20 protein-coding genes and 1 pseudogene are annotated in these 21,110 nt (G+C 67.9%); 14 read left to right on the top strand and 7 right to left on the bottom strand.

Annotated features, from left to right (window positions below):
* Positions 1–33 precede the first annotated feature (33 nt).
* Positions 34–1,767 (top strand): LCP family protein, encoded by a 1,734-nt coding sequence (locus tag ACWD3C_RS38795; RefSeq protein WP_451151725.1) that lies wholly within the window; start codon positions 34–36, stop codon positions 1,765–1,767.
* A gap of 94 nt (positions 1,768–1,861) precedes the next feature.
* Here ACWD3C_RS38795 and ACWD3C_RS38790 read toward each other — a convergent pair whose 3' ends face one another.
* A complete protein-coding gene (locus ACWD3C_RS38790) occupies positions 1,862–2,893 on the bottom strand; it encodes a glycosyltransferase family 2 protein (protein ID WP_451151723.1) in 1,032 nt (343 codons plus the stop codon).
* Positions 2,894–3,033: 140 nt separating this feature from the next.
* Between ACWD3C_RS38790 and ACWD3C_RS38785 the strand changes: the two genes are divergently transcribed.
* A complete protein-coding gene (locus ACWD3C_RS38785; RefSeq protein WP_451151721.1) occupies positions 3,034–4,515 on the top strand; it encodes an LCP family protein in 1,482 nt (493 codons plus the stop codon).
* A gap of 92 nt (positions 4,516–4,607) precedes the next feature.
* Here the strand turns inward: ACWD3C_RS38785 and ACWD3C_RS38780 are convergent, their stop codons facing one another.
* Positions 4,608–5,156, bottom strand: coding sequence for an acyl-CoA thioesterase (locus ACWD3C_RS38780; RefSeq protein ID WP_451151719.1), 549 nt, complete (start codon positions 5,154–5,156; stop codon positions 4,608–4,610).
* A gap of 119 nt (positions 5,157–5,275) precedes the next feature.
* Between ACWD3C_RS38780 and ACWD3C_RS38775 the strand changes: the two genes are divergently transcribed.
* Entirely contained in the window at positions 5,276–6,577 is a 1,302-nt protein-coding gene (locus ACWD3C_RS38775) for an LCP family protein (protein WP_451151717.1), read from the top strand.
* An 11-nt stretch (positions 6,578–6,588) separates the two neighbouring features.
* Entirely contained in the window at positions 6,589–7,206 is a 618-nt protein-coding gene (locus ACWD3C_RS38770) for an HAD family hydrolase (protein ID WP_451151715.1), read from the top strand.
* 82 nt (positions 7,207–7,288) lie between these two features.
* Here ACWD3C_RS38770 and ACWD3C_RS38765 read toward each other — a convergent pair whose 3' ends face one another.
* From ACWD3C_RS38765 to ACWD3C_RS38755, 3 genes are all read right to left on the bottom strand, one after another.
* Complete coding sequence (locus tag ACWD3C_RS38765; RefSeq protein ID WP_451151713.1) at positions 7,289–8,710, bottom strand: APC family permease; 1,422 nt, start codon at positions 8,708–8,710, stop codon at positions 7,289–7,291.
* A 184-nt stretch (positions 8,711–8,894) separates the two neighbouring features.
* Positions 8,895–9,257: a four-helix bundle copper-binding protein gene (locus ACWD3C_RS38760; protein ID WP_451151711.1), complete on the bottom strand. Its 363-nt coding sequence runs from the start codon at positions 9,255–9,257 to the stop codon at positions 8,895–8,897.
* Positions 9,258–9,455: 198 nt separating this feature from the next.
* Positions 9,456–9,935 carry an ATP-binding protein gene (locus ACWD3C_RS38755; RefSeq protein ID WP_451151709.1) on the bottom strand — a complete coding sequence of 160 codons (480 nt, stop codon included), beginning with the start codon at positions 9,933–9,935 and terminating at the stop codon, positions 9,456–9,458.
* Positions 9,936–10,170: 235 nt separating this feature from the next.
* Here ACWD3C_RS38755 and ACWD3C_RS38750 point away from each other — a divergent pair, with 235 nt between their 5' ends.
* From ACWD3C_RS38750 to ACWD3C_RS38730, 5 genes are read left to right on the top strand one after another with little or no spacing between them, the layout of a single operon-like run.
* A complete protein-coding gene (locus ACWD3C_RS38750; RefSeq protein WP_451151707.1) occupies positions 10,171–11,022 on the top strand; it encodes a helix-turn-helix domain-containing protein in 852 nt (283 codons plus the stop codon).
* Positions 11,023–11,029: 7 nt separating this feature from the next.
* Positions 11,030–11,218, top strand: a complete 189-nt coding sequence (locus ACWD3C_RS38745; protein WP_451151705.1) for a DUF397 domain-containing protein — start codon at positions 11,030–11,032, stop codon at positions 11,216–11,218.
* Between the two features lie 12 nt (positions 11,219–11,230).
* On the top strand, positions 11,231–11,746 hold the full coding sequence (locus tag ACWD3C_RS38740) for a DUF6879 family protein (RefSeq protein WP_451151703.1): 516 nt from the start codon (positions 11,231–11,233) through the stop codon (positions 11,744–11,746).
* A 15-nt stretch (positions 11,747–11,761) separates the two neighbouring features.
* Positions 11,762–11,980 (top strand): helix-turn-helix domain-containing protein, encoded by a 219-nt coding sequence (locus tag ACWD3C_RS38735; protein ID WP_451151701.1) that lies wholly within the window; start codon positions 11,762–11,764, stop codon positions 11,978–11,980.
* A gap of 48 nt (positions 11,981–12,028) precedes the next feature.
* A complete protein-coding gene (locus tag ACWD3C_RS38730; RefSeq protein WP_451151699.1) occupies positions 12,029–12,367 on the top strand; it encodes a Scr1 family TA system antitoxin-like transcriptional regulator in 339 nt (112 codons plus the stop codon).
* Positions 12,368–12,460: 93 nt separating this feature from the next.
* Here the strand turns inward: ACWD3C_RS38730 and ACWD3C_RS38725 are convergent, their stop codons facing one another.
* Positions 12,461–13,900 (bottom strand): glycosyltransferase family 39 protein, encoded by a 1,440-nt coding sequence (locus ACWD3C_RS38725; protein ID WP_451151697.1) that lies wholly within the window; start codon positions 13,898–13,900, stop codon positions 12,461–12,463.
* 845 nt (positions 13,901–14,745) lie between these two features.
* Between ACWD3C_RS38725 and ACWD3C_RS38720 the strand changes: the two genes are divergently transcribed.
* From ACWD3C_RS38720 to ACWD3C_RS38705, 4 genes and pseudogenes are all read left to right on the top strand, one after another.
* A complete protein-coding gene (locus tag ACWD3C_RS38720; RefSeq protein ID WP_451151749.1) occupies positions 14,746–14,991 on the top strand; it encodes a lactococcin 972 family bacteriocin in 246 nt (81 codons plus the stop codon).
* Between the two features lie 201 nt (positions 14,992–15,192).
* Positions 15,193–17,295, top strand: a complete 2,103-nt coding sequence (locus tag ACWD3C_RS38715) for a bacteriocin-associated integral membrane family protein (protein WP_451151695.1) — start codon at positions 15,193–15,195, stop codon at positions 17,293–17,295.
* Positions 17,296–17,339: 44 nt separating this feature from the next.
* On the top strand, positions 17,340–17,996 hold the full coding sequence (locus tag ACWD3C_RS38710; RefSeq protein ID WP_451151693.1) for an ATP-binding cassette domain-containing protein: 657 nt from the start codon (positions 17,340–17,342) through the stop codon (positions 17,994–17,996).
* A 6-nt stretch (positions 17,997–18,002) separates the two neighbouring features.
* A pseudogene (locus ACWD3C_RS38705) lies at positions 18,003–18,180 on the top strand (DUF6879 family protein); the annotation flags it as partial.
* 50 nt (positions 18,181–18,230) lie between these two features.
* On the opposite strand, the gene ACWD3C_RS38700 reads toward ACWD3C_RS38705, so the two are convergent.
* Positions 18,231–19,394, bottom strand: a complete 1,164-nt coding sequence (locus ACWD3C_RS38700) for an acyl-CoA dehydrogenase (protein WP_451151691.1) — start codon at positions 19,392–19,394, stop codon at positions 18,231–18,233.
* A 295-nt stretch (positions 19,395–19,689) separates the two neighbouring features.
* On the opposite strand from ACWD3C_RS38700, the gene ACWD3C_RS38695 reads away from it, so the two are divergent.
* Positions 19,690–21,033, top strand: a complete 1,344-nt coding sequence (locus tag ACWD3C_RS38695) for a UDP-glucose dehydrogenase family protein (protein ID WP_451151689.1) — start codon at positions 19,690–19,692, stop codon at positions 21,031–21,033.
* Positions 21,034–21,110: the final 77 nt, after the last annotated feature.

Genomic DNA, 21,110 nt, shown 5'->3' with positions numbered 1-21,110 from the left:
GAGCGGGCAGGCAGGGTGGGGAGGGGCAGGGAGATGGTGCGGAGCGGTGTGCGCGAGGACCGGGAGCGGTCCGGCGTCCAGGAGTCCGGCGAACTCAGCTCGGACGGCAGCGCGCACGACCGGGACGGCGCGACGCCCGCGGACGGCGGCGGCGACGACGTTCCGCCGACCGAGCCGCGGGACAAGGGCGACGGTGGCAGTGGTGACGGCGACGGCAGCGGCGGTGACGGTGGCGGCAGCGGTGACGAGAGCGGGGTCGTCCCCGGGCGGCCGCATCGCAGGCGCCGCATCCTGCGCTGGTCCGCGACGGTTCTGGCGGTCCTGATACTCGGCACCTCGAGTGCCGGTTATCTCTACTACCAGCACCTCAACAACAACATCAAGAAGGAGGACCTGCACCTCGGCGAGACGAGGATCGCCGGGCCGACACCCAACGCCGAGGGCCAGACCCCGCTGAACATCCTGGTCATAGGCTCGGACGCGCGGGACACCAAGGAGAACCAGGACCTGGGCGGCGCCAAGGCGTCCTTCGGGGCCGCCCCGCTCGCGGACGTCCAGATGCTGGTGCACCTGTCCGCCGACCGCACCAACATGTCGGTGGTCAGCATGCCGCGCGACACGCTGCTGGAGATACCCAAGTGCACGGCCGGGGACGGCACGGTCTACCCGGCGTCCAGCGGCCTCGTGATGACCAACCAGTCGCTGGGCCGCGGCGGCCCGGGCTGCACGGTCGCCACCTGGGAGAACCTGACCGGCATCCACATCGACCACTTCATCATGGTCGACTTCGCGGGCGTGGTGTCCATGGCCGACGCGATCGGCGGCGTGCCGGTGTGCGTGGACGCCAACATCTACTCCGAGGACCGCCAGGGCCACGGCTCCCAGCTGAGGCTGGAGAAGGGCACCACGTACATCAAGGGCGAGCAGGCCCTGCAGTGGCTGCGCACGCGGTACGGGTTCGAGGACAACACCGACATCGCGCGCGCCAAGGCGCAGCACATGTACATGAACGCGATGGTCCGCGAACTGCGCGCGAACGCCACGATCAGCAACCCGATGAAGCTGCGCAGGCTCGCCGAGGAGGCCACCCGGGCGCTCACCGTCGACGAGGGCCTCGACGACGTCATGGACCTCTACAACCTCAGCAACGAGCTGCGCAAGGTCGAGCCGGCCCGGATCACGATGACGACCATGCCGTTCACGTACGTCGGTGCGCGTGTGGTGCCGAAGGAGGGCGACGCGGAGAAGCTGTTCCGGCTCGTGCGCGAGGACATCGCGCTGGACGGCAAGGACGCGGAGAAGGAGACCACGCAGGCCTCCGCGGAGCCGTCCGACCCGGCCGCGGCGAGGGACAGGATCGGCGTCCTCGTGCAGAACGGCACCCGCACCGACACCCTCGGCGCCGCCCCCGGCCGGGCGAGCACGGTGGCCGGGCTGCTCGTCGAGAAGGGCTTCGCCAGGGCCACCGCCGACACCGTCTCGGCCATCACCGAGGACAGGACGGTCGTGCGCTACCCGAGCGCCGAGCTGGAGGGCGACGCCCGGGCCGTGGCCAAGGCCCTCGGTATTCCGGCGCGTTCGGTGGAGAGGTCGACCGACGTCACCGGGGTCACGCTCGTCGTGGGCGCCGACTGGCGCGAGGGCAGGGCGTACAAGGCCCAGAACACCGCGAAGGACGACAACAAGACCCCCGAGTCCGCGGACGCCCTCAACGGCGCCGACGACAAGGCCTGCATGCATGTGAACCCGGCGTTCACCTGGGAGTGAGTGACCGCCCGGGAACAAGTGCCGCAGGGCGGACGACAGTCGGGCTCCTCTCCGCGCGGAGAGGAGCCCGACTCGGTGGTACGGGGGGTGACGCTCAGCCCTGCCGGCTGAGCACCGCCGGGCGCCGCGAGGCGATGACCCTCTTGGCCAGCGACCTCGGGCTGGTGAGGAAACCGAAGCCCCACGACATGTGCATGGTGGCGAGGGCGACGGGGATCTGGAGCCGGGCCTTCAGTGACAGGCCCTTGCCCGCCGGGACCGAGCCGGCCACGATCGCCGCGAGGTAGCCGCCGGGGACGAGGAGGGCCCACGGGGTGACCAGCGCGCCGAGGACGATGCCCGCCGCGATCGCGCACACCGCGGTCGGCGGGGCGAGGTAGCGCAGGTTGATGGAGCCCTCGTGGTACCGGGCGACGACGTGCCGCCAGCGGCCGTAGTCCTTGTACTGCTTGGCGAGGGCGCGCACGGAGGGCCGGGGCCGGTACGACACCTTCAGCTCGGGCGAGAACCAGATCAGCCCGCCCGCCTCACGGATGCGGAAGTTCAGCTCCCAGTCCTGGGCGCGGATGAACTCCTCGTTGTAGCCGCCCTGTTGTTCGAGGGCCGCGCGCCGGAAGACCCCGAGGTACACGGTCTCGGCGGGGCCGGCCTGTCCGCCCGTGTGGAAGGCGGCGTTGCCGACGCCGATCTTCGAGGTCATCGCGGCGGCGACCGCGTGCTCCCAGTCGTTCTCGCCCTCGGCGTGCATGATCCCGCCGACGTTCTGCGCGCCGGTCTCCTCCAGGAGCCGTACGGCCGTGGCGATGTAGTTCGGCGAGAGCATGCCGTGGCCGTCGACGCGGACGACGACGGGGTGGCGGGAGGCCTTGATCGCGGCGTTCAGCGCGGCGGGCGTACGGCCGGTGGGATTCGGGACCGTGTGCACCCGCGGGTCTTCGCCGGCGAGCTCGGCGGCGATCTCGTCCGTGCGGTCCGTGGACGGACCGAGGGCGATCACGACCTCCATCTCGCCGGCGTACTCCTGCGCGAGGATCGCTTGGACGGCTCCGCGCAGATGCCGTTCCTCGTTGAGGACGGGCATGATCACAGACACGGCGGGGAGCTGCACGTCGGGCTTGGCGTTCATAGGGGGCTCACGTTACCGCGAACGGGGGACACCAACGCGCGCCGCCCGGCCCGAAGGCCCGGGCCGGAGATCGTATGGGCCTACGGTTCTCGCGGCTCCCATCTCGCGGCTCCCACGCCCAACTTCGCGGAGGTGTCCCCGTGCCCACGTCCCCCGCCCCTCCGTCGCGCCGCCCCCGGCAGTCCCCCGAGCGACGGCCGCCCGTACGACGCGGGCGGGCCGGCTGGGCCACGCGGGCGGTGACGACGCTCTCGGTCGTGGTCCTCGCCGCGGCCGGCATCGGGCACGCCGTGGTCACCAGCCTCGACGACGACATCGCCCGGGTCGACCCCTTCAAGGACATGAAGAACCGCCCCGACGCGGGCCACGGCACCAACGTCCTGCTGGTCGGCACGGACGGCCGGGACCGGGTCACGGAGGCCGACCGGCGCGAGTACCGGCTCGGCGGCGCCCCCTGCCACTGCACGGACACGATGATGATCGTGCACATCTCGGAGGACCGGAAGCGCGCCAGCGTGGTGAGCCTGCCGCGCGACTCGTACGCCGAGACGCCCCCGCACACCGACCGCACGACCGGCGAGAAGCACGACTCGCACCCGGTCAAGCTGAACGCGGCCTACGCGGAGGGCGGGCCGCGGCTGACCGTGCGCACGGTCGAGCACATGACCAAGGTCAAGATCGACCACTACGTGGAGGTCGACTTCGTCAGCTTCATGAAGACGGTGGATGTGCTCGGCGGGGTCGAGATCTGCACGGCGAAGCCCCTGAAGGACTCCTACACCGGGCTCGACCTCGCGGCCGGCTCGCACGAGCTGAACGGCGGGGAGGCGTTGCAGTACGTCCGCTCCCGGCACGCCGACGGCTCCTCCGACCTGGGCCGCATGCAGCGCCAGCAGCGTTTCATGGCCTCCCTCATCGCGCAGAGCACCTCCTCCGGGGTCCTGCTCAACCCGATGAAGCTCCGGGACGTGACCCGGACCGTGCTCGGATCGGTGCGCGCGGACAAGGAGTTCGGCACGGGAGAGCTGCTCGGCCTGGCCCGCGCGATGCGGAACTTCTCGCCCTCCTCCTCCGAGTTCACGACCGTGCCGATCGGGCGGATGGGGTACACGGTGGAGGGCATCGGCTCGACGCTCAAGTGGGACGAGACGAAGTCGGCCCGCCTCTTCAAGGCCCTCCGCGACGACAGGCCGCTGGCCCCGCACAACGTCCGCCGCGCGTCCGCCGCCGCCCGCGTCGACGTGCCCCCGCGGCAGATCCGCGTCCAGGTCGAGAACGGGACCACGATCTCCGGGCTCGCCAAGCGGGTCGATGGGCAGCTGGCGGCCACGGGGTTCCGTACGACGCGGCTGCCCGTGAACGCGCAGGACCGTGACGTACGGCGCACGGTCGTGGCGTACGACCCGCGCTGGGACCGCTCGGCGAAGTCGCTGGCGGCGGCGCTGCCGGGGAGTGAGCTGCGGGCGGTGGAGGAGTTGGGGGCGACGTTGAAGGTGATTGTGGGGGCGGACTTCGACAAGGTGCGGAAGGTGCGGGCGGAGGAGCCTCAGGGGGAGGAGCAGGGGCAAGGGCAGGGGGAGGCCGGGGTGGTGAAGAAGGGGGACGAGGTGGCGTGCTCGTAGCCGTCGTAGCTGCGGGAAGTCGTGCCACTGGGCCGTCGTGCCGCCGGGGCCCTCTGTCGCCGGGGCCGTCCTGCCGCCGGGAAACGGCGCCCTCAGTCCGCGTACCCCTCCGCCGCCCGCTGCTCCCGGAGTTCCATGATCGCCCTCCGCCGGGCCAGCCGATGGGTCCGGCGGATCTGGGCCTCCTGATACCGCCGCCGGTCCCGGTCGGTCTCCGGGACCACCTCAGGCACCCGGCGCGGCTTGCCGTCGGCGTCCACGGCCGCGAAGACGAGATAGGCCGAGCCGACCTGCTGCGGCGGCGTCGACTCGTTCCACCGTTCTGCGAGCACGCGGACGCCGACCTCCATGGACGTACGGCCGGTCCAGTTCACCTGGGCCTTCACATGGACGAGGTCGCCCACCCTGACCGGTTCGAGGAAGGCCATCTCGTCCATGGACGCGGTGACGGCGGGCCCGCCGGAGTGCCTCCCCGCCACGGCGCCGGCCGCGTCGTCGACCAGTTTCATGATCACTCCACCGTGCACCGTCCCGAGAAGGTTGGTGTCGCTGTGGGTCATGATGTGGCTGAGGGTGGTTCGGGAGGCCGAGGTCGGCTTGCCCGGAATATTGGGTTCCGGGGTGGGGGCCTGGTCTGTCATGGCGTCCACCTTATGCCGCTGTGACATCTGTGCGATTTGTGTCGGCTTCGCAACAGCCCTGCCTCCGTTTTTCTCCGACCCTTGTGAACCACACCGCCCAGCACTGCACACTTGGGCCCATGAACAATTGGCCCGAGGGATGGTCCGACAGCAACCGCGGCGGCGGATACGGACACGGCAGCGCCGGCGCACAGCCTGAGGGCGCGCGCGTGATGCGGCGCGTGCAGCGTGGCCCCGCGGGCGCGCCGCCTCGGGGCGGGGTGCCTCAGGGTGGGGTGCCGCAGCAGCCGTCGTACGACGACAGGTATGGCGACGGGTACGGCGACAGATACGGCGCGGCCGATCCGTACGACAGCGGCTACAACACCGGCCAGGTGTACGGCTCGCCCGGCGGGCCGGGCGGCCCCGCCGGCCATGGCGGGCGCGGCGACCGGCCCGCACCGAACTGGCGGCGCCGGATCAAGTTGACGGCGATCACGGTGACGACCGTGCTGGTCGTCACGGCCGTCGGTACGTACTTCTGGGCCGACTCCAAGCTGAACCGTGACGTGGACCTCTCGGTGGTCATCGAGCGGCCGGAGGCGGGCGAGGGCACGAACTACCTGATCGTCGGCTCCGACAGCCGCGAGGGGCTGACCGACGAGCAGAAGAAGGAACTGCGCACCGGGTCCGCCGAGGGCAAGCGCACGGACACGATGATGATCCTGCACACGGGCAGCAACGGGCCGACGCTGATATCGCTGCCGCGTGACTCGAACGTCACGATCCCCTCCTTCAAGGGCTCCGAGTCCGGCAAGCTCTACGAGGGCACCGGCCGTCAGGTCAAGCTCAACGCGGCGTACGCGGAGGACGGACCCGAGCTGCTGGTCCGCACCGTCGAGGCGAACACCGGCCTGCGCATAGACCACTACGCCGAGATCGGCTTCGCGGGGTTCGCGAACATCGTCGACGCGGTCGGCGGTGTCGAGATCGACATCCCCGAGGGCGGCCTGAAGGACACGAAGTCCGGCGCCGACTTCGAGGCGGGCCCGCAGACCCTGAACGGCGAGGAGGCGCTCGCCTTCGTCCGCACCCGGTACGCGCTCGCGGGCAGCGACCTCGACCGTACGAAGAACCAGCAGAAGTTCCTCGCGGCCCTCTCCAGTCAGGCCGCGACGCCGAGCACGGTCCTCAACCCCTTCAAGCTCTACCCGACGATGGGCGCGGGCCTCGACACCCTGATCGTCGACAAGGACATGAGCCTCTGGGATCTCGCCGGCATGTTCTGGGCCATGAAGGGCGTCACCGGCGGCGACGGCAAGTCCATGAACATGCCGATCTCGGGCTCCTCCGGCGGCAACCTCGTCTGGGACGAGGCGAAGGTCAAGCAGCTGGTGGAGCAGCTGAACAACGACGAGAAGGTGACGGTGTCGGGCGACTGAGCGCCGTGGCCATGAATGAACGACCGTTCGACGCGGTGCTCTGCGACGTCGACAACGTCATCCGGTTCTACGACACCTCCGAGGTGGCCGCGCTGGAGCGCTCCGCCGGGCTGGCCGAAGGCACCACCATGAAGGTGGCGTTCGCGCCGGAGACCGATCTGCCGCTGCTGCTGGGGCGGATCACCCCGCAGGAGTGGGTGGTGTCGATCGTGGAGGGCTTCTCCGGGATCGTCCCCGAACCCCTGGCCTACGAGCTGGGCAACGCGCTCGCCAGTGCGCCCTTCCACGCCGACACCACCGTGGTGTCGCTGCTCCGCCGGGTCCGGGCCCGCGTACCGCTGGTCCTGGTCAGCAACGCATCGGTCACCCTGGAGGCCGACCTCGCCTCCCTCGACCTGACCGACCTCGCGGACCACGTGGTGAGCAGCGCCCGCGTCGGGCTCGCCAAACCCGACCCCCGCATCTTCGAGCTCGCGGCGACTCGTGCGGGCGTCCCGCTCGACCGGTGCCTGTTCGTGGACGACACTCTGGTGAACGTGGAGGCGGCGGTGGGGTTGGGGATGCGAGGGGTGCACTTCCGGGCGACGCAAGACCTGGAGCGGGCGTTGAGGCCTGTGCTGAGCTTGTGATGAGGGCTCCGTCCCGGGGGGAGCGTAGGCCAAACGCCGGAGAGGCTGGTCTTCGCCCCGTCCGGCGTTCGAGAACGCGACGTCAGCGGGCGCCCACCGCCGCGATCAGGCGCTCCTCGGCGTCCTCGCCGGCGGAGATCTTGGGCAGGCGCCAGAGGAAGACAGCGCCGACGAGCCACCAGGCTCCCACAATCACCCACTCCGAGGGCCAGATCAGGGCCGCGGGCATGCCTGGGAGGTACAGGACGCCCAGGCCGAGGCTGAGCAGAAGGGCGCTGACCCCGACGACGGGACCGGCCGGGGTGCGGAACGGGCGCTCCATGGCGGGCTCCCGGCGGCGGAGGACCAGGAAGGACAGGACCACGACGACGTACGCGACGACGATGTTGATGCCGCCCGCGTCGACAAGCCAGACCAGCATCGCCCGGCCGAAGAAGGGAGCGAGGACGGTCAGGGCGCCGATGAAGAGGACGGCGTTGCCGGGCGTGCGGTACTTCGGGTGGAGCTTGCCGAACCAGGCCGGGATCATGTGGGACTCGGCCATGGCGTACAGCAGTCGGCTGCCGCCGATGAGGAAGGCGTTCCAGCTGGTCAGGATGCCCGCGATACCGCCGACGATGAGGACGTTGCCCATGGCCTCGCTGTTCCACAGGGCGGCCATGGCGTCGGCGGCGGCAAGGTTCGACTCGGAGAGGGAGCCCGCATCGAGCCCGGAACCCACGGTCAGCATGATCATGACGTACCAGGCCGTCGCGCCCACCACGGAGATCACCAGCAGCTTGCCGACCTGGCGGTAGGGCAGCTTGATCTCCCCGGCGGACTGCGGGATCACGTCGAAGCCGACGAAGAGGAAGGGCACGGCGACCAGCACCGTGAAGATCCCGTCCATGCCCCCGCTGACCATCGGCCGCATGTTGTCGGCCGACCCGCCCTTGAGCGCCCCGACAAGCAGCGCGGCGCCCGCGCAGAGCAGGAAGAGCACGGCGATGGTCTGGAAGACGGCGGCCGGGCGGATGCCGATGTAGTTGACGGCCGTGATGCCGATCGCCGCGAGCACACCGACGGCGACCCAGCTGGCGTAGACGTCGTAGTCGGCGATCGTCCACATGTGGCCGGCGAGCATGTCCGGGAAGAGGTTGACCATACTGTGCGGCAGGGCCACGGCCTCGAAGGCCGCGACGGAGACATAGCCGAGGACCATCGCCCAGGACGCCACGAACGCCCCGCGCCCGCCCAGCGCCCGCAGCGCGTAGTGGTGCTCCCCGCCGGCCTTCGGCATCGCCGAGACCAGCTCCGCATAGGTGAGCCCGACCAGTACGACGATCAGGCCGCCGACGGTGATGGCGATCGCCGCGCCCACCGGCCCGGCGTCGTTGATGAAACCGGAAGTCAGAACGATCCAGCCGAACCCGATCATGGCCCCGAAGGCCAATGCCAGGACGTCTCCTCTGCCGAGGACTCTGAGGAACCCGCTGTTTCTGCCGTTGTTGTCCGTGTCCGCCATGCGCCGCTGCCTTTCCTGCATCCGGAGGGGGAGACAGCAGTGGAGCGGATGTCAGGACATGAACGCCATGATCAGGATGTACAAGTAGCTTCGTATACCTATCCAGTTCGGCGAAAGGGCTGGTCAGCGATTCAGGGGCACCCGAAGGCGCCCCCGAATCGGCCGGACCGGCGTCACGCGCCCGTCACATCGTGGCACCCGCCATCGAGCGACAGCTCTCGGCACAGCGGCGACACGCCTCGGCGCAGCCCCTCATCTGCGGGTCGTCCGGCATGGACATACATGCCTCGGCGCACATGTCGCAGGCCCGCGCGCACAGCTCGCCCATCTCGGCCGACATGGGCGAGCGGCGCATCATCATGTCCGCGCACACACGGGTCGCCTCGGCGCAGTCCATCAGCGCGCGCATGATCTGCATCTGCGGCTGACCGCCCATGTGCATGCAGGAGCTCATGGTCTCCTCGCAGTTGGCGTGGCAGGACATGCACGCGTCGACGCAGTCCTGCATCTCCTTGCTCATGGCCGTGGTGGTTCCGGGCTGAGTCATGGCTTCTCCTGGGGGACCAGAGGGGGCCAACAGTCCGCGACAGACGCCGCGCAGGGTGCCGTGCCGGGCATTCCGGCGGCCTTCGCTCCAGGCCGCCCATTGGGCCCAATGAGGTTACGGCTTCCCGCCCACTCCGGCGAAGTGCGCGACATCGGCAACCGTCCGTCGTACCCCTCCGGTGGGGCAGAGGGAGAGGTTTCACCCGAGGTCTCGTCCAAGGTGTCCTCCAAGGTGCCGTCCGCCCACTTCGAACCAGAGCAGCTTCCCGGCGCGGCCGTCGAACGGGCCGTCGCCGAGGGGCACGCCGCCCCAGCAGTCAGCGTATTCCTGTACGAGGCGCAGGCCGCGTCCCCCGTCGGCGTCCGGCGGGCCGAGTGGGACGTGGTCGTGGGGCGGTCGGCCGAAGGGTGCCGGAATGAGAGGGTGACTGTCCCAGACCCCGACCCGCAGACGTCCGTCGGCGAGCGCGGTCAGGCGGAGGGATGCGGGGCCGTCGGTGTGCAGGTAGACGTTCGTCACCATCTCGGAGGTCAACAGCTCGACCGCGTCGAGGACTTCGGGTCTGCCGTGGCTGTCCAGCACGGACCGTACGGTCATACGTGCGACCCGTGCCGCGCGGGGGTCGCGGGGCAGGCGGAGGGCGTACACCCAGGTGTCGGTCAGGGATACGGTGCGCATGGAAACCTCCAGAAGTCTCGCAGGGAAGGGGGATCGGGCTCGCTCAACTGCCGTGCCGAGCGGTGGGATTGCCTGGATCGGTGCGCTTCCGGCTTATGGACGGAGAGAGTTGGGGCGATGTGGCGCTACGCTAGCGCAGCACTGAGATACTTCTCAGTGAATTCAGGGAAATGCATCAGCAGTTACCTCGTGTGAGGTACCCGAGCGCCGCGCCGCGGCCGGAAAGGAGGCCCCCTTGCCACCCACCAGCACACCCACCCTGCGACAACGACGTCTGGGGGCTGAGCTGCGAAAGCTCCGTGAGCGTGCGGGCCTTACGGCCACGGGCGCAGCCACAAGGCTTGGCGTCAACCAAGGACGGGTCAGCATGATCGAAACAGGGCGCAGCCCCCTCAGTGCCGACCGTGTCCGCTCCCTCGCACGGGCCTACGACTGCGGAGACACCCTTCTCGTGGATGCCCTTGCCGCGATGGCGCAGCGCCAGTCGCGCGGCTGGTGGGACAGCTACCGCGACGACCTGCCGGTCGGCCTCATCGACCTCGCCGAGCTGGAACACCACGCTGCAGCCCTGCGCGTCGCCCTCGTCATTCACATCCCTGCGCTACTCCAGACGACCGACCATGCCCGCGCCCTCTTCAAGGAGGCGGTGCCTGCACTGCGGCAGTACGAGATCGAGCACCGCGTCAGCCACCGGATCAAGCGGCAGGGAATCCTCCACCGCGAGGACCCGCCCCCGTACACGGCGATGATCCACGAGTGCGCACTGCACATGGGGTACGGCGGCCCCGCGACCATTCGCGCTCAGCTCCAGCACCTTCTGGACATGAGCGAGCTGGACCACGTCACCGTAAGAGTGATCCCGTTCGGCAAGGGCTCGTTTCCCGGCACCGGACAGTCCGTCGACTATCTCCTGGGGTCGGTCCCTCAGCTGGACACTGTTCAGCTGGATACCCATCACGGCTGCGAGTTCCTTGACGCCGAGGCCCAGTTGGACAAGTACCGTCTCGTACTCGACCGTATCGAGGCGAAGGCCCTCAAACCCGCAGAGTCCCGTGACCTGATCCACCGCATCGCCCAGACCGTCTGAGGTAACCGTGTCCGAACTCCACTGGAAGAAATCCACTTACAGCCCCGACGCCTCGAACTGCGTCGAGATAGCCACCACCCCCGCCGCCATCCACATCCGCGACTCCAAGAACCCGCCCAGCCCCCACGTCACCCTCCAGCCCACCGCCTGGACGGACTTCCTCTCGGACTTGGCACAGCGCTCTTCCCAGGGGTGAAGAACCGTGGCGGTGCCCACTCTTGAGGACCGGCTGCGGCGCTGCACCCGGTCCGCAGTCCATCTGGAGATGCGCGACGAGTACATGCGCTCCGACCCTCGGTTCGTCGCCTGGCAGAACGGCGTCCGTGACGATCCCGCCGAAAGCGACCCGGAGCGTCGGCCGTGGCTGCGGCTCGTCGCCGACCTCGTAGCCCAGGGGGTTGAGGTACGCAGGGCCCGGATCATGTCGGAGCCCGTGTCGGACTACATCCGGTTCGAACACCACCTGACCGGCTCCAACGTGGAGGCAGGCGAGCAAGTGCGCTGGCTGCCTCGCCGTCGCGCGTCCGCACTGGCCCTGTCCGGCAACGACTTCTGGCTCTTCGACGACAGCTCGGTCGTCTTCCACCACTTCGCCGACGATGGCGAACTTGCTCCGGACGACGAGGAGTTCACCGACGATCCGGCCGTCGTGAAGCTGTGCTCGAATGCGTTCGAGGCCGTCTGGGCCCTGTCGGTGCCGCACGCGGACTACAGGCTCGTCTGATCCACAATCCCCGGTGTGACTTCATCCAGTGTTCAGCAGGCACAGCAGACCCTTGGTCGGCGTCTTCGCGAGATTCGCAAGGACGCCGGCCTTACAGCGCGGGAGCTGGCCCTGCGTGCCGACTGGCACGAGTCGAAGTGCTCGCGACTTGAGAACGGGCGCACCCCCCGTCAGACGCGGACATTCGGACGTACACGACGCTCTGCGCCGCCCAGGACCAAACCGCCGACCTGATCCGCCACGGCATGTGGTATCGAGGGCGCGTACGTCCAATGGCGGCGCATGGAGTGGGCGGGCCTGCGGCGCGTCCAACAGTCTGTGGCGCCGCTCTTCGAGCGCACCCGTCGCTTCCGCGTCTACCAGCCCTGGGTGATCCCCGGCCTGCTCCAGTCGGCCGCCTACACCCGCGCCGTACTGAACACCGTGGCCCACCTCCGAGATATACCCGACGACATCACACGCCGCACGAGTGCACGATCAACGACTCACACCAGCCCTGTGACCAGCGACTTCAAGATAGTGGATCTTCATTGGCGCAGGCACCGGGGAGCAGGGACTCGACCTCCGTGCAGCGCAAGAGTACCGCAGCCGTGGCAGGTGCCCAGTCACCCTGCCCTTTGAAGCGGTTGCTGTCCAGAGCGACGCTGTCGCCGTTCTTCGGGCAGGAACACAGTAGGCCGGGCGACGAGCCCATGTCCTCGGCAAGGTACCCGACTACACGTCCGGCTTAACCGCTCGACTTCCGCCGGTAGATCGTTGAGTTGGTCCGAGCCACTTGTACACCGTCACCCTCCGACCGCGGACTTGCTCGTCCGCCACCACCGTGAAGTACTCCCTCAGCACGGAGATCTTCACCCTGTCCCGTTCCGCCGCCACCGGCTGCGCAACCTTCGCTGCGTCCGTGACCAGCAGGATCCGCCGCTGGGCCAGCATCGCAGCCCGTATCCGGACTGGGCTGGCCTCCACACCCTTCAGCGTCCCGGACTCCTCTGGGCTCTCCGCCAGAGCGACGTCCCGCAGACCTGTGAAGGCGTCGGGGGAGACCAACTTGGTGTCGCGCCGCGCCGCCGGAACGAACAGGACCGCGTTCCCAGTCTCTTTCAGACGCCGCACGTCTGCTGCCACCGCCAGTACGTCGTCCACCCGGCTCGACGGAGACCGCTTGGCAAGCGACTGTGGCAGCAGCGCCAACATCGATACGGCGACCACCACGGGGAGAATCCACGTCGATGCTCTCGGGAACCGCGGAGTGGCTGCCCGTATCGCCGCACCCAGCCCCGCACCGATCAGCAGTGCCAGACCCAGCAGGCTGAACAGAACGTACCGGTCCAAGAACAGTGGCTGGACGAGCGAGAGACCGATCAGGCCGATCTGCGGCACGGCCAGCAGCGGCAGCCCGACGGCCGCTGCCGACAGTCGGCCTACTTGCGGCCGATTCAGTAGGGCTCCGAGGCCGCCGATCGAAAGCAAGACAGCCGGGCCGATCATCATGTGCCAGGTCAGCGGCGGTATCCAGGAAATCTGTTTGGACTGGCCTCGGCTGAACAGGATCAACGGCAGCACGCACGCAGTAGCGATCGCCGAGGTAGCCACCCAGCGTGTCCAGGTCCCGCGCCGGGCCTGCGTCCAGGCCAGCGTCGCCGCGTGTGCGGGCAGTATCAGCAGCGACAGCCAGTTCAGTAGCCCGCACAGCAGGACCGTGCCGCCGTACGCCGCCCAGCGCATCGTCCCACCACGCTCCTCGAACACGGTCACCAGCAGCAGCGTCGAGATCGCTGCCGCGGCCATGACCAGCGCGTACGGGCGGCCTTCTTGGAGATAGAACTGCACGGCCGGAAGCAGCCCGAACGCCAGCCCGCCCCCCAAGCCGGCCCAGGCTCCTGCCAGCCGGTGGCCGATGACCGCCACACAGGCCGCCGCCACCGCCATCGCCAGCACGGAGGGCAGCCGCAGCGTCGTGGTACTGGGCCCGAAGCATTCGAAAAGTCCGTGCACCAACAGGTAGTAGAGCCCGTGCACGGCGTCGACCTGCCCCAGCATGTGCCAGATGTCGGCTGCCGACCGCTGGGCCACCTGCCAGGTCGCGGCCTCGTCCCGCCACACACTGTGCTGCCGGGGCAGCCCCCACAGGCCGAAGGCGAGAGTCCACAGCATCGGGATCATCCAGCTAGACAGGCAGCTCTGGAGAACGATGGGCCATACGGGTAGGCAGCGCCGGAGGACGGCTATGTGGGAAGTCATGAAGGTGTGAGGCCCTCGGGGTTGCGATGCGGACCGACATCAGCGGTCCATGGACATGAAAGTGAGCCATCAGACCGGCTGTTGTGTAGCGCGGAGCGCCAGAGAGGCGTGAAATCCACACCGACCGTCGATGACAGGGGGCATAGTCTGCGCTGCTTCGGAACTCGCCGACAACAGCTGCTCCTGGAGGGGAACGCCACTTCCCGAGGCTGCGGCGCGGCAAGCGCCATCAGAATCCGCCGGCGCCCCAGAGCGATAGCCTTCATACTGATGCCCTCCGCACACTACGGCGCGATCGGAGCCATCACCATAGCCCCAAGCGGGTCCAGGGCTTTTGGGCGGGAGTAGAGCCCATCTCTTCGGCCATCATCACTGGACCATCAGTCGGCCGTCGAAAGGCGCATTCCACCTCCGCGACCTCGACCGCCTCCCGCGTCCGCGTGAGTCTCGACACAAACGGACAAACTCCACCTTTCCACTGACACCAGCCGGTGCTCATTTCCTATTGGAGACACGCAGACCTCACATTCCGGAAGGTGATGGCCACTTGCTGCCGCCGCCCCGAACACCTGCAGTCTCTACCCTTTCGGCCACGGCCGGATTGTGACGTCACCTAGATCACATGGATATCTGGTTGCACAAGGTCGCGCCCTGCGGCCATCCTCTTGACCTGTCCCGATCAAGCAATACATGACTAGGAGTCAATCTTGAGATTCTCCAACGGGGTTAAGGCCGCCCTGGCGGGCGCTGCCATCGTCATGGCTGCTGCCACTCCGGCGCTGGCAGCTGTCAACGTCGGCGGCGGCACGTGGTCTTACGGCACGGGCTGCTGCAGCGTGTGGTCGAACTACAAGCACGCGACTGCAAACCACTCGTCTTCAGTCCAGGGCAACTACTGGTCCTACAGCGGCTGCACCTCGCCCGGGCCATGGTCCTTGGCCTCGGCGGAGAAGGACAGCTCCTCGGTTGGCCGGGCATATTGGGACAAGGGCTGCACGAAGTAGTCCTGTGTTCGCGGGCCCCTCAGTAGCCGCGGTCAGTTTCGCGCTGCCCGGCATGCGGGCTCGCTGCGTTGCCGAGGGCCCAGGTAGCGAAGCTACCTGGGCCCTCGGCCGCCTTGCGGCCGCACCCACTGGGCCAGGCTGTTCACAATCCCAAGTCTTGAAAAATGCTTGCTTTCCCGAGTGCCCTGATCTAGGAAACTAATGCTGCACCGAGGTATTAAGTTCGTCCACGTCGCCGTGTTGGCCTTCTCTGCCGTGCTGGCGTTTCTGTTCGTGCGAGGGCTGGACGAGGACGGGGTGCTGGGAAACTCGGCTCTGGTTTGGGTGTTCGACTCCGACGATTCGGTGAGTGGCGCTCAGGTCGCCCAAGCGATCGCATCGTTTTCGGACGACCGTGGCGTCACGGTGGCTCGTGAGGTGCCCGATATGAGGGACCCCGACAGCCATCGGCATCTATATCTAGCTCCGGATAATCGGCAGTCCGGTGCGGGGGCGTGGCTTGACGAGGGTTATCCGGCGTTCAGCAGAAACTACACGACTGACGTGCACCCGATCGCCGAGATCGGACAGCGTGATCCGCGGGGCCAGTACTACGTGTTCGGGTCACCTGCGGCTGCTGATGCGCTGGTTGCCGAGCTCACCGACCTCGGCCTGCGTGCAAGCGTGTCCCACCCTCTCTCGTACACCACACTGGCCGCTGCCTATACCGGTGGTGTGTTGTACTGGTCCTTCTGGGTGGTTGCTCTCGCTGCGGTGACGATGACCGGCGCGAGCGTGCTGCTCAGCACAAAGGCATACGGGGTCCTGCGACTGCAGGGCTTGTCCTTCGCAGACCTCCTTGTTCGTGATCTGAGGCAGCTGGCGGTGTCCTGGTCGGTAGCGGCCGGTGCTGTGGCAGCCGGGACGCTCGCTTTCCTCGGCTTCTACAACGGCCTTGCTTGGCTGGGGCTGTTCGCCACCGTGGCCGCGGGCCTTGCCGGCCTGTTCGTTCTCCTGGTGCTGGCCGCCCACGCGGCGGTGCTCGCCCTCACGTTCAAGGTTGACGTACTGCGTGCCCTGAAGGGTGAACTGCCTGCCCGGGCTGCATCCATCAGTGTCTACCTGGTGCGCATCCCTGCGCTGCTGCTCGCCCTCGGTATCGCCATGGACGTGGCAGCGGCGGGCCAGGATGTACTGGCGCGCCAGGAAAGCCGGGAGGCTTACGCCGAAGCGGGTGATGCCGTCACCATCCGCCTCAACGGCAGCCTGCCCAGCGAGATGGACCAGGTGATCAAGGAGGTAGGTCCGTGGCTGCGCCGAGCTGACGGGGAAGGCAAGATCATTCTGGCTGGGCGCCGGGATCTCCAGAGCCTTGCCCCGGACTCGCAACTGCCGCCGGGTGAGGTGCTCGTCGTGAATGAAACCTTCCTTGCGGAACAGCGAGTCCTCAACCCGACGGGACGGCGCTACACCCCAGTGGCCCAGGACGGCAAGGCACCGGAAACGCACCCGGTGCGGCTCATCGTCCCCGAATCGCTCGGCCGCCAGACAGCGGCCATCACCGCAGCAATCCCCGAAGTGTTGGCTTCGAGTTTCGACCGGCATACCCAGTTGGAGACGCTCCAGGCGAAGAACGGCCAGCGCGTCTTCGCCTACAACCCCGGAAACCAGGTCTACAACGCAGCCCACAGTCCGAAGGAGGACCGGTCCCTGGTACGCGACCCGGTTCTTGTCGTGGTCCCCAACGGCTCGAAATTCCTCTCCGACGACGGCTACACCGCGTTTGCCACCCAGGAAGGAGTCGTCTTTCCCGACCCCGATGACGTCCTGAGTGCCATCGAGACGAACGGCCTGCAGACCTATGTGACAGCCGTGCGCCCTGTCGGCCAGAACTCTGCCCTGAAACTGAGGGATGCTGTCAACGAGCTTCGAGTGCAGCTCTTCAACTTCCTGCTGGCTGTGACCGTCCTCCTCATCGCTGGCGTCGGCGTCTGCATCATTTATTCGCGTAAGAATGCCCAGGCTATCTTCGTACAGCACATCAGTGGTTGGAGATACACAGCCACCCACCGCTTCATCCTCAGCGTAGAGGTGGCCCTTGCGGTACTCCTCGCCACACGGATGCCTTTCGAAACATGGCTGCAGAACCAGGAGTTGGAGAAGCTCGCTGCTGCTGGCGTCCCTCTCCCTCACCCACTCGTCCACCTCACCGAGCTGGATCTCAGCATCATTGCTGTGCTGGTCGCTGTCGAATTCGGTGCTGTGCTCCTCGCTCTTGCAGCTTTCCACGGTCGCATCGTCAGGGAAGGGGCGACCGAGGCATGAGCCCCCGCACGCGCGATCCTCTTCCACTCAGCAGGAGCACTGTCGTGATTGATATCGAGAATCTGTCGAAGTCCTTCGGTTCCCGGACCCTGTGGTCCGATGTCACCTTTACTGTCAGCCGCGGCGAGATGTTCGCCCTTGTCGGCCCCAGCGGATCGGGCAAGTCCACCCTCCTCAACTGTCTTGGCCTGCTCGACAGGCCGAGCGCGGGGGCGATCCGTCATGAGGGAAAGGACATCACCCGATTCGGCCGACGCGAGATCCGTGGGTTCCGCCGCGACGTTCTCGGCTACCTCTTCCAGAATTACGCCCTGATCGAGAACGTGACCGTCGCCGACAATCTGAAGGTGGCCGTCAAACCACGGCGGTCCTCGCAGGGCGAGGCTGGCACAGCTATCGCCGAGGCCCTCGATCGCGTTGGCCTGGGCGGGCGGGAGAAGGAGAAGATCTACCACCTCAGTGGCGGAGAGCAGCAGCGTGTGGCCCTGGCCCGCCTCATGGTCAAGCAGCCGGCTCTCGTGCTCGCGGACGAGCCGACCGGCGCCCTCGATGACGCCAACACCACCATGGTCGTCGACATCCTCCGTGAGATGAGCGAGGCCGGATGCGCTGTGGTCATCGCCACCCACAGCGACTACGTCCGCGGCCGATGTGACACCGTCTTCGCCGTAAAGGAGTCCTCCCTGGTCGGCTCGCCATAGAGCCTCGTCCAGGACTTCTGGCTGTTTGACCAGGGGAAGTCGTCTCATGCACTACGAGGCAGACGGTACGCAGATCGGCCGGGAAGTGTTCGAGGGCGACGTGACGCCCATCCGCGAGTACCAGCGCATCGCCCTGGCTGAGTCGGTGCCCTTCAAGGAGTACGTGAAGGGGCTTGATGTGTGAAGAAGCAGCCCCGTCCGGCCCGTACGGTCGGCCGGGGTTGCTCCCGATCATCATCGTTGCGGCAGGTTCCGCGCCATCACGATTCGCTGGACCTGATTCGTGCCTTCATATATCTGTGTGATTTTCGCGTCGCGCATCATCCGCTCCACCGGATAGTCCCGTGTGTAGCCATACCCGCCCAGCAGCTGCACCGCGTCCGTCGTGACCTCCATCGCCACGTCCGACGCGAAGCACTTCGCCGCCGCGCCCTGGAAGGTGAGGTCCGCGTCGCCCCGCTCCGACTTCGCCGCCGCCGCATACGTGAGCTGGCGGGCGGCCTCGACCTTCATGGCCATGTCGGCGAGCATGAACTGGATGCCCTGGAAGTCGGCGATCGGCTTCCCGAACTGCTTGCGTTCCTGGACGTAGCCCTTGGCGTAGTCGAGGGCGCCCTGGGCGATGCCGAGGGCCTGGGCGGCGATGGTGATGCGGGTGTGGTCCAGGGTCTTCATGGCGGTGGCGAAGCCGGTGCCCTCGTCGCCGATCATGCGGTCCGCCGGGATGCGGACGTTGTCGAGGTAGACCTCGCGGGTCGGGGAGCCCTTGATACCGAGCTTCTTCTCCGGGGCACCGAAGGAGACCCCCTCGTCCGACTTCTCGACCACGAAGGCGCTGATGCCCTTGGAGCGCTTCTCCGGGTCCGTCACCGCCATCACCGTGTAGTACTCGGACTCGCCCGCGTTGGTGATCCAGCGCTTCACGCCGTTGAGGACGTAGTGGTCGCCGTCGCGGACCGCCTTCGTCTTCATGCCGGCCGCGTCGGAGCCGGCGTCGGGCTCGGAGAGGCAGTACGAGAACATCGCGTCGCCCTTGGCGAGCGGCGACAGGTACTTCTTCTTCAGGTCCTCCGAGCCGGAGAGGATCACGGGGAGCGAGCCCAGCTTGTTCACCGCGGGGATGAGGGAGGAGCTGGCACACACGCGTGCCACCTCCTCGATCACGATCACCGTCGCCAGCGCGTCCGCGCCCGCGCCGCCGTACGACTCCGGTACGTGCACCGCGTGCAGGTCGTTGGCGACCAGGGCGTCGAGCGCCTCCTGCGGGAAGCGCGCCTCCTCGTCCACGGCGGCGGCGTACGGCGCGATCTTCGCCTCGGCGAGGGATCGGATCGCGTCGCGGAGCATGTCGTGCTCCTCGGACGGGCGGTACAGGTCGAAATCAGCCGATCCGGCCAAGGTCTCTCACGCTCCAAAGACGAAAGACAGACGAAAACGGACGAAATAGAAGAGAACAGAAGGGGAGACTGTGTGGTGCTGACGCTAACTACCGTTAAGTAACTCAAATTTTAGAGGTCGGCTCACGGGACGGGTACGTGAGCTTGGTGACAGGGGGAATCTGCCCGGTGAAGGGCTCGAACACGCCCCGACTATGCTCAGGCAGCGCACCCCGGCCCGTATGCCCACCCGTCACCCGACCACCACCCCTCAACGACGGCGCTGACGCGCCGGCACCTAGTTGTTTGGAGCGTCCATGGCCCTCAAGATCACCGTGATCGGCACCGGTTATCTCGGCGCCACGCACGCCGCGGCCATGGCTGATCTGGGGTTCGAGGTGCTCGGGCTCGATGTTGTCGAAGAGAAGATCGACATGCTGCGGCGGGGCGAGGTCCCCATGTACGAGCCGGGGCTGGAAGAGCTGCTGCGCAAGCATGTCGCGGGGATCGAGGGGTCCAGCGGACGGCTGCGGTTCACGACGGACTACGCCGAGGTCGCCGCGTTCGGCGATGTGCACTTCGTGTGCGTCAACACTCCGCAGCGGCACGGCGAGTACGCCTGCGACATGTCGTACGTCGAGGCCGCCTTCGCCTCCCTCGCACCCCACCTGACCGCTCCCGCCCTCGTCGTCGGCAAGTCGACCGTGCCCGTCGGGTCCGCCGACCGGCTGGCCGCCTACCTCGCCGAGCACGCGCCGGCCGGTGAGGACGCCGAGCTCGCCTGGAACCCGGAGTTCCTGAGGGAGGGGTTCGCCGTTCAGGACACGCTGCACCCCGACCGGATCGTGGCCGGGGTGAGGAGCGAGCGGGCCGAGAAGCTGCTGCGCGAGGTGTACGCCACGCCGGTCGGCGAAGGGTCGCCGTTCGTCGTCACCGACTTCCCCACCGCCGAGCTCGTGAAGACCTCCGCGAACTCCTTCCTCGCCACCAAGATCTCCTTCATCAACGCGATGGCCGAAGTGTGCGAGGCCGCGGGCGGGGATGTGGCGAAGCTGGCGGAGGCGATCGGGTACGACGACCGGATCGGGAAGAAGTTCCTGCGGGCCGGGATCGGGTTCGGCGGTGGCTGTCTGCCCAAGGACATCCGGGCCTTCATGGCGCGCGCCGGTGAGCTGGGCGCCGACCAGGCGCTGACCTTCCTGCGCGAGATCGACTCCATCAACATGCGCCAGCGCGGCCAGATGGTGGAACTGGCCCGGCAGGCCCTCGGGGGCGGGCCGTTCCTGGGCAAGCGGGTCGCCGTCCTCGGCGCCACCTTCAAGCCCGACTCCGACGACGTACGCGACTCGCCCGCCCTCAACGTGGCCGGGCAGATCCACCTCCAGGGCGGCCAGGTGACGGTGTACGACCCGAAGGGCATGGGCAACGCCCAGCGGCTCTTCCCGACGCTCGGTTACGCCGACTCCGCCGTCGAGGCCGCGCACGGCGCCGATGTCGTCCTGCACCTGACCGAGTGGCGCGAGTTCCGCGAGCTCGACCCGGCGGCGCTGGGCGAGGCGGTCAAGACGCGGCTCATCCTGGACGGCCGCAACGCCCTCGACCCGGAGCTGTGGCGGCGGGCGGGGTGGACGTACAGGGCCATGGGGCGCCCTACAGCGTGAGAGAGCCGCAGGGACGCGCCGGTGTCGAGGGGCCGACCGCGCGCAGGCCCCGACGAAGGAGGGGCTGAGCACGGTCG

It is taken from the genome of Streptomyces sp. NPDC002845, from assembly GCF_053591955.1.
Note: the sequence above shows the minus strand (reverse complement) of the source record. Positions and strands in the feature narration are given on the sequence as shown.

What these genes read in the sequence shown, in the direction of transcription:
- ACWD3C_RS38795 (WP_451151725.1), top strand. Translation starts at nt 34, where the DNA reads ATGGTGCGGAGCGGTGTGCGCGAGGACCGGGAGCGGTCCGGCGTCCAG.
- ACWD3C_RS38790 (WP_451151723.1), bottom strand. Translation starts at nt 2,893, where the DNA reads ATGAACGCCAAGCCCGACGTGCAGCTCCCCGCCGTGTCTGTGATCATG.
- ACWD3C_RS38780 (WP_451151719.1), bottom strand. Translation starts at nt 5,156, where the DNA reads ATGACAGACCAGGCCCCCACCCCGGAACCCAATATTCCGGGCAAGCCG.
- ACWD3C_RS38775 (WP_451151717.1), top strand. Translation starts at nt 5,276, where the DNA reads ATGAACAATTGGCCCGAGGGATGGTCCGACAGCAACCGCGGCGGCGGA.
- ACWD3C_RS38770 (WP_451151715.1), top strand. Translation starts at nt 6,589, where the DNA reads ATGAATGAACGACCGTTCGACGCGGTGCTCTGCGACGTCGACAACGTC.
- ACWD3C_RS38765 (WP_451151713.1), bottom strand. Translation starts at nt 8,710, where the DNA reads ATGGCGGACACGGACAACAACGGCAGAAACAGCGGGTTCCTCAGAGTC.
- ACWD3C_RS38760 (WP_451151711.1), bottom strand. Translation starts at nt 9,257, where the DNA reads ATGACTCAGCCCGGAACCACCACGGCCATGAGCAAGGAGATGCAGGAC.
- ACWD3C_RS38755 (WP_451151709.1), bottom strand. Translation starts at nt 9,935, where the DNA reads ATGCGCACCGTATCCCTGACCGACACCTGGGTGTACGCCCTCCGCCTG.
- ACWD3C_RS38730 (WP_451151699.1), top strand. Translation starts at nt 12,029, where the DNA reads ATGGAGTGGGCGGGCCTGCGGCGCGTCCAACAGTCTGTGGCGCCGCTC.
- ACWD3C_RS38725 (WP_451151697.1), bottom strand. Translation starts at nt 13,900, where the DNA reads ATGCTGTGGACTCTCGCCTTCGGCCTGTGGGGGCTGCCCCGGCAGCAC.
- ACWD3C_RS38720 (WP_451151749.1), top strand. Translation starts at nt 14,746, where the DNA reads ATGGCTGCTGCCACTCCGGCGCTGGCAGCTGTCAACGTCGGCGGCGGC.
- ACWD3C_RS38715 (WP_451151695.1), top strand. Translation starts at nt 15,193, where the DNA reads ATGCTGCACCGAGGTATTAAGTTCGTCCACGTCGCCGTGTTGGCCTTC.
- ACWD3C_RS38695 (WP_451151689.1), top strand. Translation starts at nt 19,690, where the DNA reads ATGGCCCTCAAGATCACCGTGATCGGCACCGGTTATCTCGGCGCCACG.